This is a genomic window from Collinsella sp. TF10-11AT (assembly GCF_003437565.1).
Lineage (GTDB): Bacteria > Actinomycetota > Coriobacteriia > Coriobacteriales > Coriobacteriaceae > Collinsella.
The window spans coordinates 61,422-79,000 of sequence record NZ_QSQW01000002.1 but is presented as its reverse complement, the minus strand read 5'-3'; the positions used below and the strand labels follow the sequence as shown (position 1 = coordinate 79,000).

The following is a 17,579-nucleotide window of genomic DNA, read 5'->3' as shown; positions in this document are numbered from 1 at the left end:
GCCAGAGGAGTGAAGCCGTGGCACCCGGAATAGCCGCGCCACGAATCGCGCCCATCTACTACGTTTGCACCCGAGCCCCTGACCATACCCTTGTTTTTTTCATAAACAACGAGTCTGCTACCTGCGGTTTTAATATCGTACTTTTCGGCATGGTTCGGGATATGCGTCCAAACGTAGGAGATGAGCACGATTCGCGGCGGACGGTATCCCGCCACCCCTCCGCGAGACAAAAATGATCCATTTTCCTCCGTCCCCAAGGGACAATTTTCAAAACTACGCCGGATTACGGGGCCAGAATGCTGCAAGCCAACCATACCCTGCATTTTCAAGAAACAATAAACCGTCTAGCTGCGGTTTTATTTTCACTGCTGTCGCTATGGTCGCCAGGCAGCGATTCAGCCCCGTAAACCGGTATAGTTGCGATTTGGTAGCATTTTCCAACACGCCTAAAAGCCCCGCCAAACGAAAAAAGCCCGACCTCCGCATGGAGATCGGGCTTATAGGGTTCAGCAAAGCCGAACCTACACGGTCAAATGACCCGCAGATTACATCTGCTCGGGCGCGGAAACGCCAACGAGGGTAAGCACCAGGGCGAGCGTCACGCGGACGGCGTCGCAGGCGGCCAGACGGGCGCGCGAGAGCTCGGGGTCGACGGGACGGCCCTCGCTCGGCAGAACCTGGCAGGCGGCGTAGAAGCTGTGGAAGTCGCCGGCGAGCTCCTCGGCAAAGTGCGTCAGGCGGAACGGGGCGCGATCGCGAGCGCAGCTGGCAATCAGGTCGGTGAGCTCGTTGAGCTTACGCGACAGGGCGAGCTCGGTCGGGTCGGTCAGCAGCGAGTAATCGACGTTCTCACCGATGGCCTTGGCGGCGACGGCCTTCATGCCCATCTCGGCGGCCTGCTCGGCAGTAACGTCGGCGGCACGGCGCAGGATGGAGCACACGCGAGCGTGAGCGTACTGCACGTAGTACACCGGGTTGGAGTTGTCGCGCTTCTTGACGGCCTCGATGTCGAAGTCGACCATCTGGTTGGAGCTCTTGGAGATGAGCGTGTAGCGAGCGGCGTCGGAGCCGACCTCGTCGACGAGTTCCTGCAGGGTCACCATGGTGCCCTTGCGCTTGGACATACGGACGGGCTTGCCGTTGCGCAGCAGGTTGACGAGCTGGCCCAGCAGAACCTCAAACTTGCCGGGATAGCCAAGAGCGTCACAGACGCAGCGGACGCGCTCGATGTAGCCGTGGTGGTCGGCGCCCCAGATGTCGATGACGTGGTCGACGCGCTGGAACTTATCCCAGTGATAGGCAACATCGGAGGCGAAGTAGGTGTACTCGCCATCGGACTTGATCAGGACGCGGTCCTTGTCATCGCCCAGGTCGGTGGAGCGGAACCACAGGGCGCCGTCCTTGGTGTAGAGGTAGCCCATCTTGTCGAGCTTCTCAAAAGCGCGGTCGACGGCAGAGGTACCGGCGGTCTCGCCCTCGGTGTCCTTCACGTACAGCGAACGCTCGGAGTACCAACGATCGAAGTCGCAGTTGACGGCGTGGCAGAGGTCGCGCATGTTGTCGACCATCTTTACGTAGCCGCGCTCGCGGAAGCTCTCCATGCGCTCCTGCGGATCGGCGTCGACCCACTTGTCGCCGTCGGTGCGCCAGAACTCGGCAGCCTCGTCGATGATGTAGTCGCCGCCGTAGGAGTCCTTGCCCAGAGTCTCGGCAAAGTTGTCCTGATACGGATGGGTCTCGGGATGCTCGTCGTTCTCGTCGGCAACAAAGGCGTCACGGTCGGCGATCAGCAGCTTGTGAGCCTCGTCGATATCAACGCCCTGCTTGGCGATGATGTCGGCAAGCTGCATATAGCGCGTGCTGATGGAGTTGCCGAAGGTGTTCATCTGAGAGCCGTGGTCATTGATGTAGAACTCACGCTGGATCTCATAGCCGGCGTGGTCCATAACGCGGCAGAGCGAATCGCCCAGCGCGGCCCAGCGGCCGTGGCCGATGTGCATGGGGCCGACGGGGTTGGCGGAAACGAACTCGACCTGGGTCTTCAGGCCACCACCGACGTTGGACTTAGCGAAGTCCATGCCCTTCTCGCGAGCCTCGCCAAAGATGGCATTCTTGACGGCAACGGAGAGGTAGAAGTTGATGAAGCCGGGGCCTGCGATCTCGACCTTCTCGATCGCGGGGTCCTCGGGCATATGGGCAACGATGACCTCGGCGATCTTGCGCGGGGCGCAGTGGGCCAGCTTGGCGGACTTCAGGGCCATGGTAGAGGTCCACTCGCCATGAGAAGTGTCAGCCGGTCGCTCGATAGCGCAATCGTCAAGTTCAAATGCGGAAAGGTCGCCGGCCTCCTGGGCCGCAGCAAGCGCAGCGCGTACCAGCTCTTCAATCTTCTCGGGCATAGATCCTCCTTGTGTTAAAGCCCCCGAGCTCTTGGTCACTCGTAGGGCAAAAGCCAGAGTTTGTAGCACTCTATCACAAGCGAGGGGCACTGTCGCAGGGTAAAGCCAATCGAAATTGCATATGCACATAATTGACTACAGCTTGTATGGAGTCACTCAAAGATGCCGGTCTGCCTGCAGATTATGCACGCGTTGAAAATGCATAAAGGTGTGAATGAGCTGTGTCTTTTATCGAATACTCTTACCTATCAGAGTTGTGTGCTTTTCCTGCATAAAGCGAGGATTTGCGCACGTCAGCGTGTTATTCTAGACATACGTAAATTCGTATAAGTTGGAGGTAGCATGTTCTCAATCGGTCAACACGTCATTCATCCGGGTCAGGGAGTCTGCACCGTCGTCGGTTTTAGGGACGACACGCCGCAGCCCATGTTGTTGCTCGAGGCCAAGCAGGGGCATGCGCAGACGATCCTTATGTACCCCGTGGCGCAGGCCGACCGTCTGCATGCCGCCATCTCTCAGCAAGATGCCGAGCATCTGCTGAGCCACTATGACGAGCTGGAGTGCGACACCTTTACCGAGCGCAACAGCTCGCTTGAAGAGACACACTTTAAGCAGCAGCTCAAGCTGGGCGCGCCCGAGACGGTCCGCGTGGCAAAGACCATGATGCACCGCATTCGCCAGGCCGAGGAAGCCGATAAAAAGCCCAGCTCTTACTATATGCGTGTACTCAAGGAAGCCAAGCGCCGCTCCATCGAGGAGTTCGCCGTGGCATTGGGCGTCACCGAGGAGGCCGCCGAAGCCCGCCTAGCCCAAGCCGCCCTCAACTAACCCATCCGAGCCAAAAACCACCACAAAGGGGACAGGCACCTTTGTGGTGGTTTTTTCGTTCTAGTCGTTCTAGTAGTATTCATTCTTATCGATACCCACGAGCACAAGGAGTCTCTTATGGCAGAGCCGCTTACCGCCGGAATCACCCGCGACCGCGCGTTCGAACTGCTCAACGAACACAACAAGGACCCGTTCCACATCACCCATGGCGAGACGGTCGAGGGCACTATGCGCTACTTTGCGCGCGAGTTCGACCCCGAGAACGAGGAGTTTTGGGGCATCGTCGGTCTGCTGCACGACCTGGATTGGGAGGAGCATGAGGACGACCCCATGAACCACACCATCTATGCTGCCGAGATTCTTGAGGGCGAAGGTGCGTCTCCCGAGCTCATTCGCGCCATCCAGACGCACACGTCGGACTTCAACACCTCGCTGCCCAAACCCGAGCTGCAGATGGAAAAGATCCTGTTTGCCTGCGATGAGCTCACCGGCCTGATCGGCGCTGCAGTCATCATGCGCCCGAGCAAGAGCGTCATGGACTTTACGACCAAGTCGCTCAAGAAGAAGTTCAAGGACAAGCGCTTTGCCGCCGGCTGCTCGCGCGACGTGATTTCGCAGGGCGCCGAGATGTTGGGCTGGGAGCTCCCCGAGCTCTTTGACCGCACCATAGCGGCCATGCAGTCCTTCGCCCCCGACCGCGATACCTTCCAGGCCTAACCGCCCACGCCACCTAAAACCGCCACAAAGGGGACAGGCACCTTTGTGGCGGTTTTCGTTTACGAGGGGTTTAGGGGCGGACCTGGCCGGTGCCGCGGAGCTTGTATTTGTAGGTGGTGAGGGCCTCGGCGGCGAAGGGTCCGCGGGCGTGGAGCTTTTGGGTCGAGATGCCGATCTCGGCGCCCAGGCCAAACTCGCCGCCGTCGGTGAAGCGCGTGCTGGCGTTGGCGTACACGGCCGAGGCATCGACCGCATCCAGGAAGCGCTCGCAAGCATCCGTGTCCTCGGCAACGATGGCCTCGGAGTGCATCGTGCCGTAGCGATTGATGTGTGCGATGGCCTCGTCCTCGTTTGCCACGACCTTCACGCTCATCTCGAGCGCCAGGTACTCGCGACCCCAGTCCTCCTCAGTCGCGGCGACGTAGTCATCGCCCTCCACAAAGCCGGCGTCGGCGCACGCGGCGCACGTGGACTCGTCACCGTGAATGAGCACGCCGTGGTCGTGCAGCACGGCAACGACCGCAGGCAAAAACGCATCGGCCACAGCATGGTCGACCAGCAGCGACTCGGCGGCATTGCACACGCCTACGCGCTGGGTCTTGGCATTAACGATAATGTTGAGCGCCTTATCAAAGTCGGCGGACTCATGCACGTAGATGTGGCAGTTGCCCGTGCCCGTCTCGATCACCGGCACAAGCGACTCGCGCACGCAGCGCTGGATCAGGCCTGCACCGCCGCGCGGAATGAGTACGTCGACAATGCCGCGGAGCTTCATGAGCTCGCCGGTGGCCTCGCGGTCGGTGGACTCGATCATCGACACGGCCTCGCGCGGGAAGCCCTTGGCCTCGAGCGCATCGGCCAGCAGCTCGGCGATCATGGCACACGAGTGATAGGCCAGCGAGCCGCCGCGAAGAATGCAGGCGTTGCCGGTGCGGATGCAGATGCCCGCGGCGTCGGCCGTCACGTTGGGGCGCGCCTCATACACCATGGCGACCAGGCCCAACGGCACGCTCACGCGGGTGAGGTCCACGCCGCTTGCAAGCACGCGGTGGTCGAGCACGCGGCCCACGGGATCGGGCAGCTCGGCGAGCTTTTCCAGTCCGGCGGCCATGCCCTCGACGCGCTCGGGCGTCAGCAGCAGGCGATCGAGCAGTCCGGCCGAGGTGCCCGCATCGCGCGCGGCGGACATATCGAGCTCGTTGGCGGCGACGATGGAGTCGACACCGTTGCGCAGTGCTGCGGCCATGGCGCGCACGGCTTCCTGGCGCTGCTCGTTGCTCGCCGTGGCAAGCGAGGCCGACGCTGCCTTGGCGGCAACGGCAAGATCATGGACATACGTGGCTATATCGACCGACATAGGCGGCCCTTTCTCCTAGAAGTTTGCAACCATGGTAGCCGATTTGTGCATGGCCTCGCCCGCGGCGGTAGAATTGGTCAACCCGAAACACCGCAACGAACGGAAGACTCACATGGCCCTCATCACTTCGTACCACGTCCCCGGCCTTTACGTCGAGGACCACAGCATCGACGTCCCCCTTGACTGGCGCGGCCTGGAGCCGATGCTCCTAGCCGTCGGCAGCACCATGCGCCGCGGCGCCATGCCGGCACCCATCGCCGGCGCGCCCGAGAGCATCAAGCTCTTCTACCGCGTGGTTTGCGCACCCGACCGCATCAACGACGATCTGCCGCTACTCCTGTTTTTGCAGGGCGGCCCCGGCGGCGAGAGCCCGCGTCCGCTGTCGCCCACAAGCGACGGCTGGATCGAGGAGGCCGTCAAGCACTTCCGCGTAATCCTTCCCGACCAGCGCGGCACCGGACGCAGTAGCTGCGTGGACGGACGCACGATCAAGGCACTGGGCGAGCGCGCCGAGGCAGCCGGCGCCGATACAGCCCGCTCACAGGCGGACTTCCTCAAGCGCCACCTCGCCAGCTCCATCGTGCGCGATTTTGAGTACCTGCGCCTGGTGGGCTTTGGCGGCAAGCCCTGGGTCACACTCGGGCAGAGCTACGGCGGCTTTTTGACGCTGAGCTACCTGTCGCTCTTCCCCGAGGGCGTGGCGGCAAGCTTTACCTGCGGCGGCATCCCCCACGTCCCGGCGAGCGCCGGCGAGGTCTACGCGCACACCTTCCCGCGCATGGCCGCCAAGACGCAGCAGTATTACGATCGCTACCCCGCCGACGTCGAGCGCGTGGCAGCCCTGGCCGATGCGCTCGAGGCTCAGAAGCCCATGCTGCCCGACGGCTCGCCGATGACGGTCGAGCGCCTACAGCTCATGGGCAGCGACTTTGGCATGAAGCCGAGCTTTGAGCGCATGCATTGGATTATCGATCACGCTTTTGTTGATGGCGACGGCACGCTGACGTGCGGCGCCTCGGTATCTGACAGTTTTTTGATGCGCGCCTTCGAGCGCACCAACACGCGCACGAATCCGTTGTACTGGACGCTTCAGGAGTTCATCTACGCCGACGGCGACACCATGCCCATTCGCTGGGCCGCGGCAGAAGAGAAGGCACACCGTGCCGAGTTCGACACGCTCGCGCGACCGCTCATGTTTACCGGCGAGGCCGTGTTCCCGTGGATGTTTGAGCAGATGCCCGAACTTAAGCCGTTTAAGCCCGCCATGGACCTGCTGATGGAAGACACCAGCTGGGACAAGATCTACGACCCGCAGCGCCTGGCCTGCAACGAAGTGCCACTCCAGGCCGCGGTGTACTTCGATGACATGTACGTCGATTCGAGTCTGCAGCTCGACACGCTCAGCCGCGTGGGCAACTCGCACGCCTGGGTAACCAACGAGTTCGAGCACGACGGCCTGCACGGCAGTGTGGTATTCAAGCACCTCTTCGACGAGTCCCTCAACCGCGGAGACCTGCGCCGAATCTTCTAGCAAAGGAGTGTCCCCACCTGCCGGCACAATAGGAACGTCCCCAAGTGCCGGAAAAGGAGAGGCAGCACTGCTGGCAAAACGAGCCGCAGCGCTGCCTCTCTTTATGCAAACACTATCAAGTTGTCCCTATGGATTGCGGGCTTCTCGGCCAAGTTTGCAAGCAGGCGGTTGCTGGCGATCTGGTCCTGGCGGCGGCCGGCAGCAAGCTCCAGCACGTCCGAATCGGCCTCGGCGATACCGCGGGCGACAACCATACCGCTCGGGTCGCACACGTCGAGCACATCACCCTCGGCAAACTCACCATCGACCTCGCGAATACCCACCGCAAGCAGGGACGACCCGTGGCCGACCAGCGCTTTCGCGGCACCATCATCGACCGTCACCGAGCCATGCGCCTTATCACCCAGCGCAATCCACAGCTTGCGGGGCGCAATGTCCAGGCGCTCCGCCGGCGGATCGAACAGCGTACCCACGCTCTCGCCGCGGGCAAGGCGCACGAGCGCATCGGGCTCCTCGCCCGAGCAGATCACGCTCTGAATGCCCGCCGTCATCAGAATGCGGCTCGCGCGAATCTTGGTGATCATGCCGCCCGTGCCCACCGATGTGGAAGAATCGCCCGCCGAGGCGATGATCTTGGCATCGATCTTATGCACGACCGGAACGAACTCGGCCGTCGGGTCCTCATGCGGATTGGCGGTATAGAGGCCATCGATGTCCGAGAGCGTCACGCACAGATCGGCAGAAACCAGGCAGCTCACAAGCGCCGCCAGCGTGTCGTTGTCGCCAAACTTAATCTCGTCGACGGTAACGGTATCGTTCTCGTTGACAACCGGCACCACGCCCAGCTCCACCAGACGCAGCAGGGCGTCGCGCGCGTGAAGGTAGGACGTACGACGAGCCGTGTCGTGGCGCGTGAGCAGCACGAGCGAGGTGAGCAGGTCGCGCGCATGGAACTCCTCGTCGTAGGCCGACGAGACGATGCACTGACCGGCCGAGGCACAGGCCTGCAGGCTCGGCAGGTCGCCGACCGGCTTGCGGTCGAAGCCCAGCACGGGATAGCCGCAGGCGATAGCGCCCGAGCTCACCACGACCAGACGCCAGCCGAGCTTGCGCAGAGCTGCGGCCTGATCGGCAAGCCCGCCGATAAAGGAGCGGTTGACCTTGCCGTCGGCGCCCACAACCGTGGACGAACCGATCTTTACCACCATCGTTTTATAAGAAGTCGTCATGCGTCAAACCAATCGAATGTTGAGTGGGCGGGCGAGAAAATGATCTGTTTTCCTCCGTCGCATGCGGATCACCGGAGGAGCCGAAAGGCCAACTGATCCGTTTTCCTCCATCCCCTTCGGATCATTTTGCCCAAGGGAAGGCGGAAGCCGCGGCCATGTTCTTGCGCACGAGCTCGTCGCGCACCTGTGCCAGGCCCTGCTCCATGCCCACCACATAGGTCTGCGGGTACAGGAAGCGCTTGTAGGCCGGATCCAGATGGTCAAGTGCCCAAGCGCAACGCTCGCGTGCGTCCTCAATACTCTCGCGCGGGGCAACGGCGCTGCCATCGCGCACGATCGGCGCCAGCAGTTCGCGATACTCAAGCTCGGAAACGTCGGTCACCAGGGCGGCATCGTTCACGGCCACGAGGGTATTGCCGCGCGCGGCACCCTCCCCCGCCAGATGGTCCTCGTCATAGATCATGTCACAGATCGGGCCGCCAAAGCCGTCGTAATAACGGCGCACGCGCTGCACGCCCGGGATCGTGCGCTTGTAGGGCTGCTCGGAGAGCTTGACCACCGGCGTCCACGGGTCCGTCTCGCTCGCACGGCGGGCGGAAAGCTTGTACACGCCGCCCAGAGCCGGCTGATCATAGCAGGTCGCGAGCTTGGTACCCACACCAAAGCTATCGATAGGCGCACCCTGGTCGAGCAGCGACTGAATCGTGTACTCGTCAAGATCGTTGGAAACCGAGATCCCCACATAGGGCAGGCCCTCGGCATCAAAACGGCCGCGAACATACTTGGAGAGCTTGGCGAGGTCGCCCGAGTCGATGCGAATGGCCGACAGACGCTCGCCCACCGCCTCCATCTCCTTTGCAACCGTAATAGCATGCTCGCAGCCCTCACGCACATCGTAGGTGTCGATGAGCAGCGTACAGTTCTTGGGGCTCGACATGGCAAAGGCACGGAAGGCCTCGAGCTCGGAATCGAAGCTCATCACCCAGCTGTGCGCATGCGTGCCAAAGACGGGAATACCGTAGCGGCGCCCAGCGAGCACATTGGACGTAGAGGAACAGCCGGCAACGTAGCTCGCGCGCGCGACGGCCAGGCCGCCATCGGGACCCTGGGCGCGGCGCAGGCCAAACTCGGCCACGGGACGGCCGTCCGCCGCCAACACCACGCGCGCCGTCTTGGTGGCAACAAGTGTCTGGAAGCCGACGATGTTGAGCAGCGCCGTCTCGAGCAGCTGGCACTCCAGCGCGGGGCCGGTGACGCGCACCATGGGCTCGCGCGGAAAGACGAGCTCGCCCTCGGGAACGACGTCGATGTTTACATGCGCGCGAAAATCGCGCAGGTAGTCGAGGAATGCAGGCTTAAACATCGCGCCGCCGGCAGGAGCCTGGAGCGAGGCGAGGTAGTCAATATCCTCGGGCGTAAAGCGCAGATTCTCGACCAGCTCGGGCAGTTCGGCGGTGCCACACATGACGGCATAGGCGCTGCCAAAGGGATGGTCGCGGTAAAACGCGGTAAAACAACCCTGCTCATTGGCCTTGCCGCTCTCCCACAGGCCCTGGGCCATAGTGAGCTCGTACAGATCGGTGAGCATTGCGATGTCGGTGGGATGAGAGATATCGGTCAAAGCCATGGGGCGACCTTTCGGATGCGTTGTGCAGAGGTTGAGGGTTGGACAAGGGCAGAGTGTTCGGACATGACGCCCGATGTAAATCAGTTAGAGCAGGCCCATGCTGGTCAGGATCGTGTAGCCCATAAAGATGACAAACGCGATGAGGGCAAGGACAATGATGATTTTTTGAGCCGGCGCCATGCCAGGGATCTCGTTCTCGCCCGTAGGCTCCTTGGAGGTAACCATGCGCTGGGCAAAGGTCATCTCGTCGCGGCTCGGCTTGGGCTCGACGGACTTGGGACGAGCGGCCTTTTTAGGCTGAGGTTTGGGCGCGGCAGGCGCAGGCTTCGCAGCAGCGGGCTTGGGTGCGGATACGGCGTTCGCGGCGACCTCCTCGGCCTTCGCACGCTCGGCACGCAGGGCAGCCAGCTCCTCACGCTCGCGACGGGCCTCTTCCCGAGCCTCGCGGCGGGCCTTCTCAGCGCGGAGCTCTTCCAACTCAGCGCGCTCCTCGTCGGACAATGGTTGGGACTCAAGCTCGGCCATGGTACAGCCCTTTCTTTTAAAAAAAGCCGCCGACACAATGTCAGCGGCTTATCAAATCCGAGGGTGGAGACGAAGGGAGTCGAACCCTCGGCCTCTGCCATGCGACGGCAGCGCTCTCCCAACTGAGCTACGTCCCCAGGACAAGTCGATATTTTACCTACGGCTCGCCAACTGTCAACGCCCAATAACCAGTCTTTTTGGGGCGCGGCTATTTTGACAACTTTTCGAGCAGGCGATCCTCTCGATGATTTTTTAATCCCCGTCCCAGAAAAATCATCGACGAACGCACTACTTTGCGCTGGTGAGGACGCCGGTGGTGTCGAAGGCCGGGGTGAAGCTCTCGTCTACCGCGCCGCCCTCTTGCCAGAACATCGTCGTAAAGCCCAGGTCGTCGGCATGGTCGAGCACCTGCTCGTACTCCTCGCGCGTTACGGCACGGGCCAACTCGCCGCCCTGCTCGCGCATGAGTGCATTGGGCGTGTATTGGTTCATGACCGAGATCGGCACGTCGCCCACCGTCTGCCACACCAGATCCAGCACGCGGCATGAATCGTCTGCATGTCCCGGCAGCACCAGATGGCGCACGATGATGCCGCGCTTCATGAGCCCGTCCTCGTCCACCAGCTCTCCCCCACGGCGCTCGATCTCGCGCGCCATCTGAGCCAGGCCTGACGCAGCCACACGTGGGTAATCCTTAATATGAGAGAGCGACTGCGCAAGCCCGGCATCGGCATATTTAAAGTCCGTAAGCCACACGTCGACCAGGTCGCCCAGCGCCGCCACGGCACTCGCGCGCTCGTAACCACTCGTGTTGTAGACAATTGGGATGACCAACCCGCGCGTCCGTGCCGCGGCAATCGTGGCAGGCAACAGGTGCGCATAGTGCGTCGCCGTCACCAGGTTGATGTTATTGGCGCCCTGGTCCTGCAGCTCCAGCATAATCTCGACCAAACGCTCGGGCGAAATCTCAAGACCGAAATTGCCCGTCGAGATCTCGTGGTTTTGGCAGTAGATACATTTGAGCGAACAGCCGCTAAAGAAAATCGTACCCGAGCCGGCCTCGCCCGAGATAGGCGGCTCCTCCCACATATGAAGCGCTGCGCGGGCCACCTTAAGCGTGTTGTCGGCGCCGCACACGCCACGCGTGCCCTCGTCGCGCGCCGCACCGCAACGGCGCGGACACAAATGGCAGGCGGGCGAAAAAAGTTCGGTCAACGACGTCGGCATAAAAACATGCTCCAAAACAATGATTCAGCAGCTCAAACGTAAAGGGACCAACCGCACAGACGGCTCGAGCCCAAGGCGCCGTAATCGTCCGACACGATTTTTATAATGTCAAGACTGGAATCGACAAAGTGCCGCTTTATGATGTAGGTATTCCGCCCCCCGCGGAGCAACTGGGTGAACCGTCGCGTTTATTTAGGGAGCCCACACAGTCGTACCTAGTACAGGTATCCTTCGTTGTTAAGGACGCTGGAACAGTCGATGAGGGCACCCACCTGTTTTAGGTGGGTTCATTTTCGTAACGTGGGGGGTGGTTTTCATTTGCCGAAAACCACCATTACAGCCCATATGGATCCCCGCTGGTATCCCGACAAGCCATCGACAACATCCCAATATCTGGTAAGCGCGTGATTATCGCTGCATGCAATTCCATGCACCCCCCGTGGTCGAGTATCATGGTTCGGCTATGCCCTTTGCGCATGGCGTTCTTCTGACCTTTTCCTTCGACGCTTGGCGGTTTTTAGATTCATGGCTTCATCCCCGAGCTACATACCGTACCTATGCGTGGCAGCGGCGGCCTTTATCACGACCTTCCTCATGGTGCCCCTGGTCAAGCGCTTGGCAATTAAGCTCGACGCCGTCGACTATCCTTCCAAGCGCCGCATCAACACCAAGCCCATCCCGCGTTTGGGCGGAACGGCGGTGTTTTTGGGCCTGGTCGTTGCCTGCATTGTGCAAATCCTAGGCACCTGGCACCTAGGCTGGCCGCCCGTCCTGGTGCCGCACCCGCGCCTTCACATTAGCTATCCCATGCTGGCGCTCTCCTTTACCGTCATCTTTGCGACCGGCGCTATCGACGACGTCATCCAGCTCAAGCCCAAGCAAAAGCTGGCCGGACAGGTCCTCGCTGCGCTCATCGCCTGCGTGGGTGGCCTGCGCATCGGCGTCATTGTCAACCCGTTTGCCCCCGGCGAAATCATGCTCGGATGGCTCGCCTACCCCATCACCGTGATCTATCTGGTGGCATTCACCAACATCATTAACCTCATCGACGGCCTCGACGGCTTAGCCACGGGCATCTGCGGCATCGCGTCGTTCACCATGTTTTCGATGGCCGTTCTCTCGGGCCGCATCGACGCCGCCGCGCTCTCCATTGCGCTCTTTGGCGCCTGTCTGGCCTTTTTGCGCTACAACTTCAACCCCGCAAGCATCTTCTTGGGCGACTCGGGGTCGCTGCTTCTGGGCTTTGCGCTGGGCTCCATCTCGCTGCTCAACGTGAGCCGCACCGCCGCGCTCACCTCGCTTATCATTCCGCTCATCGTTGCCGGCGTGCCCATCATCGACACGTTTAGCGCCATCGTGCGCCGCAAGCGCGCCCACATTAGCATCGGGCAGGCCGACAAGGGCCACATCCACCACCGCCTGATCCAAGAAGGCTACAACCAAAAACAGGCAGTGCTCCTCATCTACGCCTGGTGCATCATGCTTTCGGCCGGCGCCGCCGCGATTAACCAGGTCGAGGTGCCCATGCGCGTGCTCATCTTTACCGTGCTCGCCATTGGTTCGGCGGCCTTTGCCAAGCATCTACATCTGTTTGAGCCCGTGCTGCGCCACCATTACAACAAGCGCACACACGAGGATGAGCTCGTCACCCCCGACGACCCCGCCTTTAAGCAGGAGGAGCAGGCAGCCGAGGAACGTAAGGAAGAGCGCCACCACAAGCTCTAGGGTAAGCTGCCGAGGAAGCGCCCAGGCGCCGCCGGCCAAACGCGCAGCCATGCCGCGCCCATCGCACATGCCGCCGATCTCCCGCCCCTCGCCTACTTACGACCCGCCCCTCCAATAAACGCGTTATCATCTTGACCAATGAACATACGTAAGGAGCAATCATGCCAAACGAGAACAGCTACGAAGTCGCGCTGCAAAAGAGCAACGCCATTCGCGAGGGCCTGGCAAAGACGCCCGAGAAGTTCACCATGCTCACCGGCGACCGCCCGACCGGACGCTTGCACCTGGGTCACTACTTCGGCACCCTCAAGGGACGTGTTGAATTGCAGAACATGGGCGCCAAGACCAACGTGCTCATCGCCGACTACCAGGTCATCACCGACCGCGACACCACCGAGCATATCCAGGACAACGTGTACAACATGGTCATGGACTACCTTGCCTGCGGTATCGACCCCGACAAGACCATGATCTACGCGCACTCCGCCGTGCCCGCCGCCAACCAGCTCATGCTGCCGTTCCTGTCGCTGGTCTCCGAGGCCGAGCTGGCGCGCAACCCCACGGTCAAGGCCGAGATGGAGGCCTCGGGCCACGAGCTCACCGGCCTTCTGCTCACCTACCCGGTGCACCAGGCCTGCGACATCCTGTTCTGCAAGGGCAATGTGGTGCCCGTCGGTTGCGACCAGCTGCCGCACATCGAGCTCACCCGCACCATCGGCCGCCGCTTTAACAACCGCTACGGCAAAGTGTTCCCCGAGGTCGAAGCGCTGCTGTCCGAGACCCCGCTACTGCCGGGCCTGGACGGTCGCAAGATGAGCAAGAGCTACGGCAACGCCATCAACATCTCGATGACCGCCGAGGAGACGGCCAAGCGCATCAAGAAGAGCCAGACCGACTCCGAGCGCATGATCACGTTTGATCCCGAGAACCGCCCCGGCGTGTCCGGCCTGCTTTCGACGGCCGCCATCTGCACCGGTCGTTCCGAGGTCGAGATTGCCGAGGAGATCGGCATGGGCGGCTCTGGCCAGCTCAAGAAGTACGTGACCGAGGCCGTCAACGAGTACTTCGCCCCGATCCGCGAGCGTCGCCAGCGCTACGAGAACGACCTGGATTACGTGAAGGACGTGCTGCATGAGGGCAATCGCCGCGCCAACGAGATCGCCGAGCAGACCCTGGCCGAGGTTCAGGACGCCATGGGCATGGTGTACTAGGCAAAGCGCCTTCGCACAACATAGACGGTGAGGCTGAATCCTCACCGAAACAGGAACAGGCCCGCTGGCAGATAGTTGCCAGCGGGCCTGTTCCCGAAGTACACCGTTGAATCGCACAGAGGGGAGGAATGCGAATCAAACTCAACAGGGCAGGCTTTTTCATCGCCTATTGCCTGCTCCGTTGCTGAAAACAATATAGTTCACCGTGGTTTACTTTGCTGCGACAAACCGCGCCGCCATACCTTCTCCATAAGTTAACCTCGGTAAACCTGCCAAAACCACCACAAAGGGGATAGGCACCTTTGTGGTGGTTTAAGCCACGGCAGAGCCGCTAGAGCCCTGTAGGCCAGCGACAGGCGGCCAGATCAACATGCATGGGATCGGCAAACGTCACGCCCTCCCCCATTAAGAGCTCGCGCTGAGCATCGGGGCCGCCAAAGGCAAAGCCCTCACAGATACGGCCGTCGGCAAACACCACGCGATGACAGGGAATTTGGCCAGGGCGCGGATTACTATGAAGGGCATACCCCACGTACCGCGCACTTCGTGGACGACCGGCAAGCAGTGCCACCTGACCATACGTGGCGACCATCCCCTCGGGGATCTGCTCGACCACCTCGTACACCCGATCAAAAAAGCCCTCAGACGCCATTGCTCGCTCCCTTCCACCCGGAAAAGCATAAACCATCACAAAGGGGACAGGCACCTTTGTGATGGTTTATGGCAGGTCGGTTAGTTGGCGGGCTGGAAGAAGGCTACTGCCACGGCGCCGGGGCCAACGTGGGTTCCGATGGTGGCGCCGATGGTGTGAACGGGCAGTTCGCCCTCGGTGTGACCAGCCCACAGTGCCGCGCTGTCCTCGATATACTTCTTGAGCACCGCATCCGAAAGACCCGTATAGCCGAGCGCCAGCGGCATGGAAAAGTCGATGCCGCCCGCCTTTTCGACCTTTTGGTTCAGCAGGTTGCGGCCGTTCTTGGAACCGCGCGCCTTGCCCAGCTGCACGATCAGGCCGTCCTCGACAGCTACCACAGGCTTTACGTTGAGCAGCGTACCCACGGCGCCGGCCGCAGCAGACAGACGACCGCCGCGCACCAGGTACTCAAGCGTCTCGAGCAGGCCGATAACCACCACGCGGTCGCGCACGGCCTCGACCGCCGCCGCGATCTGGGCCGCGCTACGGCCCTCGTCCACCAAGCGCAGCGCATACTCGACCAGCACGCGCTCACCTAGGGTGACGTTGTTGCTATCAACCACGAACACGTCGCCGCCCGGTGCCTCGGCAAGTGCGGTACGGGCACTCTGATTGGTGCCTGATAGCTTAGCGCCCACGGTAATAATCACAGCCTCATCGCCGGCTTCGCGAACCTCGGCGATAGCCTGCGAGAACGCGTACGGGTTGACCTGGCCGGTCTTGGGCAGCTCATCGCGCTCCACGAGCATCTCGTAAAAGCGCTGGTGATCGATGTCGATGCCATCCATGTACACATCGGTGCCAAAGGTGACGGACAGCGGCAAAACGGCCAGCGCCGGGTGCTCGGCCGGCGACATATCGCTTGCGGAATCGGTAATAATGCGGACGGACATAACGAATCCTTTCTTGCGCAGGTCCCGCGCAGGGAATTTTGACAGCAATGACCCGGCACGGTATACGCGCCCAAACGGGACGATGCAGTTGTTAATGGGAAGCAAATGCCTAGGCGGCCCTACAGTTCGCGCAAGGTATTGAGAATCGTACGCAGCGACGCATACATCTGCTCACGCTGCTCCACGCCCATGGCCTTGCCGGTGGTGTCGAGCACTTCGCGAATAATGCGATCGGCCTCGTTCATGCTCTCGCCGCCCAACGTGGTCAGGCGAACCGGGGCGCGATACTTAACGGCGGCATCGCCCGAATCGTCGACTTCGACGTAGCCGCCCTCCTCCAGATGCGCCAGCGTGCGCGAGACGGCAGCGCGGGTCACGCCAGCCATACGGGCGAGGTCGGCACCAGTCAGGCCGTCCTTGCTGCGCTCAAGATAGTACAGGCACATGATATCGGAGCCCTTAAGGCCCAGCCTTGCGCCCTCAGATGTCTTAATGCGCTGGATCTCCTTGTAGAGTCCGCTGATCAGTCCGACAAAGTCCTCGAAACGTGTCTCGTCGTTCTGCTGCATGGGAGACGACCGCCTTTCGCTTGCATAATGCTAACGGGTAAACATCTTAGCCGTATCCAGCGACCGCCGGCCCTGCGTGTCTCATTTGTTAACCCATCAACATAAAAACCACCACAAAGGGAACAGGCAACTTTGTGGTGGTTTGCGTGGTGGTTTGGACCGAGCTACAGTTCCACGCGTGGGTTATCGCGAGTCACAAGCGTCTTAACCAGAACGCTGGCACCCAGATAGCGCTCGAGCAGCTCGGCCAAGCGATCGATGGCGGCCTGGCAGTCCCCCATGCGCTCGGGTTCTACGCACTCAATCGCCAGGAATGCGTCGGCCGAATCATCGGACAGGGCCGTTCGAACGCCGTCGCGCCAGTTCCAGCAGCGGCACACGGCGCCCGCATCGTCGATGTAGGCGAGCTCGCCGGGAAGCGTCGGGTCATCCGCTTCCTCGCCAAGAGGCAAGAACGCATCGCCACCATCAGTGACCGCCAGGCGCAGATCGCCCTCAATCGCATGCAAATCCTCGCCTCCCACGGGCAACGCGTAGGTCAACGACACCGTGTTGTAAATATCCACCGCGGGTGTAATGTGGCCCACCGGTTTGCCTTTGAGCACGCGCTTGAGGAGGTTCTCGATTGAACAGCGCGCGCCCTTTTTTGTCTTGAACAGACGATAGGCCTCGCGCCATGCCTTGGCCGGCGCGTTCTCGCTGATAGTATCGCTGGTCAGATGACGCTCCGCATCGATGTTGGCGCGGTCAAGCAGCGCCGCAATGGCATCTACATCCTCTTGAGGAATCTGAGTAGTGGGCTTCATGCCCTCCACGACCACAACACCGACCGCTGCCTGCGGAAACAGCTCCCAAAATGAATCCTCGGCAATAAAGCTCTTCATACATGCTCCCTTCACGATTCGCGCCCGCACGAGTGCGAAAACAAAAAGCGCCCTTACGACGGCCACCTTCAAAGTCCTACGGTGCCGTCACAAGAGCGCTTACGCTGTCCCCATCCGGAGAAGGGGACGATATGTCAGGCGTATTGTAACCCGAGTCATCCGC

General features: G+C 61.3%; 15 protein-coding genes and 1 tRNA gene. 5 read left to right on the top strand and 11 right to left on the bottom strand.

Annotation, left to right across the window (positions count from 1 at the left end; all coding sequences use genetic code 11):
* Positions 1–545: 545 nt before the first annotated feature.
* Positions 546–2,399, bottom strand: a complete 1,854-nt coding sequence (gene argS, locus DXC99_RS01815) for an arginine--tRNA ligase (RefSeq protein ID WP_117629098.1) — start codon at positions 2,397–2,399, stop codon at positions 546–548.
* Between the two features lie 342 nt (positions 2,400–2,741).
* Here argS and DXC99_RS01810 point away from each other — a divergent pair, with 342 nt between their 5' ends.
* Both DXC99_RS01810 and DXC99_RS01805 read left to right on the top strand, forming a co-directional pair.
* Complete coding sequence (locus DXC99_RS01810; protein WP_089572030.1) at positions 2,742–3,227, top strand: CarD family transcriptional regulator; 486 nt, start codon at positions 2,742–2,744, stop codon at positions 3,225–3,227.
* Between the two features lie 117 nt (positions 3,228–3,344).
* On the top strand, positions 3,345–3,944 hold the full coding sequence (locus DXC99_RS01805) for an HD domain-containing protein (protein ID WP_089572031.1): 600 nt from the start codon (positions 3,345–3,347) through the stop codon (positions 3,942–3,944).
* A 70-nt stretch (positions 3,945–4,014) separates the two neighbouring features.
* Here the strand turns inward: DXC99_RS01805 and DXC99_RS01800 are convergent, their stop codons facing one another.
* Positions 4,015–5,301, bottom strand: coding sequence for a glutamate-5-semialdehyde dehydrogenase (locus DXC99_RS01800; RefSeq protein ID WP_117629097.1), 1,287 nt, complete (start codon positions 5,299–5,301; stop codon positions 4,015–4,017).
* A 112-nt stretch (positions 5,302–5,413) separates the two neighbouring features.
* Here DXC99_RS01800 and DXC99_RS01795 point away from each other — a divergent pair, with 112 nt between their 5' ends.
* Positions 5,414–6,832 carry an alpha/beta fold hydrolase gene (locus tag DXC99_RS01795; RefSeq protein WP_117629096.1) on the top strand — a complete coding sequence of 473 codons (1,419 nt, stop codon included), beginning with the start codon at positions 5,414–5,416 and terminating at the stop codon, positions 6,830–6,832.
* Between the two features lie 101 nt (positions 6,833–6,933).
* On the opposite strand, the gene proB is transcribed toward DXC99_RS01795, so the two are convergent.
* The 5 genes from proB to DXC99_RS01770 all read right to left on the bottom strand — a co-directional run bounded on the left by proB (position 6,934) and on the right by DXC99_RS01770 (position 11,440).
* Complete coding sequence (gene proB / locus DXC99_RS01790) at positions 6,934–8,061, bottom strand: glutamate 5-kinase (RefSeq protein ID WP_117629095.1); 1,128 nt, start codon at positions 8,059–8,061, stop codon at positions 6,934–6,936.
* Between the two features lie 121 nt (positions 8,062–8,182).
* On the bottom strand, positions 8,183–9,688 hold the full coding sequence (locus DXC99_RS01785) for a nicotinate phosphoribosyltransferase (protein ID WP_117629094.1): 1,506 nt from the start codon (positions 9,686–9,688) through the stop codon (positions 8,183–8,185).
* An 84-nt stretch (positions 9,689–9,772) separates the two neighbouring features.
* Positions 9,773–10,213, bottom strand: a complete 441-nt coding sequence (locus tag DXC99_RS01780) for a hypothetical protein (protein WP_117629093.1) — start codon at positions 10,211–10,213, stop codon at positions 9,773–9,775.
* Between the two features lie 64 nt (positions 10,214–10,277).
* Positions 10,278–10,350: transfer RNA gene (locus DXC99_RS01775), tRNA-Ala, on the bottom strand.
* A 151-nt stretch (positions 10,351–10,501) separates the two neighbouring features.
* The gene (locus tag DXC99_RS01770; RefSeq protein WP_117629092.1) at positions 10,502–11,440 is read right to left on the bottom strand and encodes a radical SAM protein; all 939 of its coding nucleotides are present in this window, start codon (positions 11,438–11,440) and stop codon (positions 10,502–10,504) included.
* A 525-nt stretch (positions 11,441–11,965) separates the two neighbouring features.
* On the opposite strand from DXC99_RS01770, the gene DXC99_RS01765 reads away from it, so the two are divergent.
* Both DXC99_RS01765 and trpS read left to right on the top strand, forming a co-directional pair.
* Positions 11,966–13,165, top strand: coding sequence for an MraY family glycosyltransferase (locus tag DXC99_RS01765; RefSeq protein WP_117629091.1), 1,200 nt, complete (start codon positions 11,966–11,968; stop codon positions 13,163–13,165).
* Between the two features lie 161 nt (positions 13,166–13,326).
* On the top strand, positions 13,327–14,376 hold the full coding sequence (gene trpS, locus DXC99_RS01760) for a tryptophan--tRNA ligase (protein ID WP_117629090.1): 1,050 nt from the start codon (positions 13,327–13,329) through the stop codon (positions 14,374–14,376).
* A gap of 331 nt (positions 14,377–14,707) precedes the next feature.
* On the opposite strand, the gene DXC99_RS01755 is transcribed toward trpS, so the two are convergent.
* From DXC99_RS01755 to DXC99_RS01740, 4 genes are all read right to left on the bottom strand, one after another.
* Complete coding sequence (locus DXC99_RS01755) at positions 14,708–15,028, bottom strand: MGMT family protein (protein ID WP_117629089.1); 321 nt, start codon at positions 15,026–15,028, stop codon at positions 14,708–14,710.
* Between the two features lie 80 nt (positions 15,029–15,108).
* On the bottom strand, positions 15,109–15,963 hold the full coding sequence (locus tag DXC99_RS01750; RefSeq protein WP_117629088.1) for a DegV family protein: 855 nt from the start codon (positions 15,961–15,963) through the stop codon (positions 15,109–15,111).
* 119 nt (positions 15,964–16,082) lie between these two features.
* Positions 16,083–16,532, bottom strand: coding sequence for a MarR family winged helix-turn-helix transcriptional regulator (locus DXC99_RS01745; RefSeq protein WP_117629087.1), 450 nt, complete (start codon positions 16,530–16,532; stop codon positions 16,083–16,085).
* A 164-nt stretch (positions 16,533–16,696) separates the two neighbouring features.
* Positions 16,697–17,416, bottom strand: a complete 720-nt coding sequence (locus DXC99_RS01740; RefSeq protein ID WP_117629086.1) for a B3/4 domain-containing protein — start codon at positions 17,414–17,416, stop codon at positions 16,697–16,699.
* Positions 17,417–17,579: the final 163 nt, after the last annotated feature.